The 3,640-nt window shown below is 55.0% G+C and carries 3 protein-coding genes and 1 pseudogene; 1 reads left to right on the top strand and 3 read right to left on the bottom strand.

The genetic code is table 11. The annotated features are described in order from the left end of the window. Positions 1 to 1,693, top strand: a pseudogene (gene speC / locus RTY00_RS21840) (ornithine decarboxylase); the annotation flags it as partial. Between the two features lie 101 nt (positions 1,694 to 1,794). On the opposite strand, the gene mltC reads toward speC, so the two are convergent. The 3 genes from mltC to RTY00_RS21855 form a co-directional block, all read right to left on the bottom strand. Then, positions 1,795 to 2,874 (bottom strand): membrane-bound lytic murein transglycosylase MltC, encoded by a 1,080-nt coding sequence (mltC, locus tag RTY00_RS21845; RefSeq protein WP_008107227.1) that lies wholly within the window; start codon positions 2,872 to 2,874, stop codon positions 1,795 to 1,797. 54 nt (positions 2,875 to 2,928) lie between these two features. Further along, positions 2,929 to 3,201, bottom strand: a complete 273-nt coding sequence (locus RTY00_RS21850) for an oxidative damage protection protein (RefSeq protein ID WP_007890330.1) — start codon at positions 3,199 to 3,201, stop codon at positions 2,929 to 2,931. Beyond that, positions 3,201 to 3,640: NUDIX domain-containing protein (locus RTY00_RS21855; RefSeq protein ID WP_312666199.1), on the bottom strand; the 440-nt coding region annotated here is incomplete at its 5' end. The genes RTY00_RS21850 and RTY00_RS21855, both read right to left, overlap by 1 nt.

A 3,640-nucleotide genomic window follows, 5' to 3' on the forward strand; every position in this document is an offset into this window, starting at 1 on the left:
GGATATGTGCAACGCCGACGTCAAGCTCGGTGATCTGCTGATCCACGAAGGCTCAGCCAAAGATGCGCAGAAGTTCGCGGCGAAAGTGTTTAACGCCGACAAAACTTACTTCGTGCTCAACGGCACGTCCAGCGCCAACAAAGTGGTGACCAACGCACTGCTGACGCGCGGCGATCTGGTGCTGTTTGACCGTAACAACCACAAATCCAACCATCACGGCGCGCTGATTCAGGCGGGCGCGACGCCGGTCTATCTGGAAGCGGCGCGCAATCCGTTTGGCTTTATCGGCGGCATTGATGCGCACTGTTTTGACGATGCTTATCTGCGTGAAGAAATCGCTAAAGTGGCACCCGATCGTGCCAACGATCAGCGACCTTTCCGCCTGGCGATTATTCAGCTCGGCACCTACGATGGCACGGTGTACAACGCGCGTCAGGTGGTCGATCGCATCGGCCATCTGTGCGATTACATCCTGTTCGATTCGGCGTGGGTTGGCTACGAGCAGTTTATTCCGCTGATGGCCGGCTGTTCGCCGCTAACGCTGGAGTTGAACGAGAACGATCCGGGCATCTTTGTCACGCAATCGGTGCACAAGCAGCTGGCCGGTTTCTCGCAGACGTCGCAGATCCACAAAAAAGACAATCACATCCGTGGGCAGAAGCGTTTCTGTCCGCACAAGCGCCTCAATAATGCGTTTATGCTGCACGCCTCAACCAGCCCGTTCTATCCGCTGTTTGCCGCGCTGGATATCAACGCCCGCATGCATAAAGGCGAGGCGGGACGCAGCATGTGGCACGAGTGCGTCACTATCGGCATTGATGCGCGCAAGGCGATTCTGGAACGTTGCGAGATGATTCAGCCGTTCCTGCCGGAGAAGGTCCACGGCAAACTGTGGCAAGCGGCTGAAACGGAAGCTATCGCCGCCGATCCCGCTTACTTCAGCCTGGAACCGGGCGCGAAGTGGCACGGCTTTGAAGGTTACGCGCAACAACAGTATCTGGTTGATCCCTGCAAGCTGCTGCTTACCACGCCGGGCATTGATGCCGCCAGCGGTGAGTACACCAGCTTCGGTATTCCAGCGACTATTCTGGCCAACTATCTGCGCGAGAACGGCATCGTGCCGGAGAAGTGCGACCTCAACTCGATTCTGTTTCTGCTAACGCCAGCAGAAACGCCGGAAAAGATGGCGCATCTGGTGGCGATGCTGGTGCAGTTTGAGCAGCACGTGCGCGAGGATGCGCTGCTGGCGGAAGTGCTGCCGAGCGTGTATCGCAAGAATATCGAGCGCTACAAAGGTTACACGCTGCGCCGCTTGTGTCAGGAGATGCACGATCTCTACGTCAGTTTCGATGTGAAGGATCTGCAGAAAGCGATGTTCCGTTCAGCCTGTTTCCCGCCGGTGAAATTAAATCCGCAGGATGCGCATCAGGCCTATATTCGCGGCGAAGTGGAGCTGGTGCCGATTGCCAAAGCCGAAGGGCGCATTGCGGCCGAAGGCGCGTTACCGTATCCGCCGGGCGTGTTGTGCGTGGTGCCTGGCGAAGTGTGGGGCGGCGCGGTGCAGCGCTATTTCCTCGCGCTGTAAGAGGGCATCAACCTGCTGCCGGGCTTCTCGCCGGAGCTGCAAGGGGTTTACACCGAAGAAGATGAGAGCGGGCGTTTGTGTCTAGTGGCGAATATGATGGTGAGCTGATTGCCCTCACCCTAACCCTCTCCCGCTAGCGGGAGAGGGAATTTTTAGCTCCTTCTCCCGCAGGCGGGAGAAGGTTGGGATGAGGGGCAAACCGCACCAGCTTAAAACCGACGATAACTGCGCTGCGCCTGGCTCACTTTATACAGATAACGCCGCGATTCCGCCGATGGATGATTGGTGGTCAGCGTCTGGTAAACTTCCGTCGGCGACATACTATTTATTGACGAGAACGCGCGATCCTTATCGCTGGAGAACACGCGCAGCACGCTGCCCGCACCGCCGTTGTACGCCGTAATCACCGCATAACGCCGTGATGTCGGATCCTGAATCCCGCCTAAATAACTTCTCTGCAGCAGCGACAAATACGCGGTGCCCGCATCAATATTATTCTCAGGATCAAGCAGATAGCTGCGGCTCGGTTTGCCGCCTTTGCCCTTCATGCGGAACACATCGACACCGGCGGTATGCTGCACCACCTGCATCAGTCCCAGCGCATCAGCATGGCTAACCGCATACGGGTTGAAGCTCGATTCAATCTGCATAATAGCCAGAATCAGTGACGCATCGACGCCATATTGCTCAGCGGCTTTACGCACCATCGGCAGATATTTGTGCGCACGTTTGTCGAGGTGGTTTGGCACCATCGGAATGGTAACCGACCAGATGACGTGTAATCCGGAGGTGCGTTTCTGCAGTTTGTTTTGAATCAGGTAATCAGCAAAGCTGCCGGCGCGGCCCTGCCAGCGAATTGGCTGGCCGGTATTATCCAGCACCTGGCCGTACAGCAGCGGCTCTTTACTGATTTGAATATCGTTGGCATCGGAGTAGAGATCGACATTGCCCGGATCTTCGCCAATCAACAGCGTGGTGATGATCGCCTGACGCAGGCTGGCCATCGGATCGGTGCCGGAAATGGTCTCAATGGTGATGCTACCGCTGTCAAAGTTGATGTGACTGCGGGTGTAATAGCCGTCGCTATATTTGACGTAATCTTTCGGTCCGGCGATCAGAACTTCATTGATTCCCCAAATGTTTTCAATATTGTGGGCAAACTGACCCATCAAAATATCAAAACCGTTGGTGTCCTTGACCCACTCTTCATGGTACTGCGATTTTTTTTGTCCGGAGCAGGAGACCAAAAGTGGTGCAATCACCAAGAGCGCTATCAGTTTTTTATTCATTGTTAATGCGTGCCTGAATCGAAAAAGAGGGCCTCAAAGGGAAGCCCTGAACGGTTATTTTTCTGGCGGGGTGTAACCTTCAATGTGCACATCTTTGCCTTCGAACAGGAAATTGATCATCTCCTTCTCCAGCACTTTGCGATCTTCCGGATTCATCATGCTCAATTTCTTCTCATTGATCAGCATGGTTTGCTTGGACATCCACTGCTGCCAGGCTTCTTTGGAGATCTCATTAAAGATGCGCTTACCTAGCTCGCCAGGATAGAGCTGAAAGTCCTGACCTTCAGCGTCGCGTTGCAGATAAGTACAAAAAATGGTGCGGCTCATTACTCTTCCTCTTCGGTCACGTCTGCTCGACGCGTAAGCTGCTGGGGATGGCGCAATTCATGCAGCAAGCGCTCAACCGGCGCCGCCAAACCCACTGACGGTGGTTGCGCTAAGTTATACCAGAGACCGCCCGCTTCATCCATCAGCGACCCAGCCGAAGGCCATGCTAGCCACATAGGCACAATGTCTAAGTGGAAATGGCTGAAGGTATGGCGGAACGCGGTGAGCTGCTGAGGTTTGGCATGAATGCCGCGCTCGGTTAGCCAGTCAGTTAGCGCTTGCTCACTTGTAAATTGTGGGAAGCAGAACAATCCGCCCCACAGGCCAACCGGCGGACGCTGCTCTAACCACACATCATCACCATCCTGCATCATCAACATCCAGCCACTGCGTTCTGGCAAAGTCTGCTTAGGTTTCTTGCCGGGATATTCAGCCCAGC

Source organism: Pantoea sp. CTOTU49201, assembly GCF_032054795.1.
Classification (GTDB): domain Bacteria; phylum Pseudomonadota; class Gammaproteobacteria; order Enterobacterales; family Enterobacteriaceae; genus Pantoea; species Pantoea symbiotica.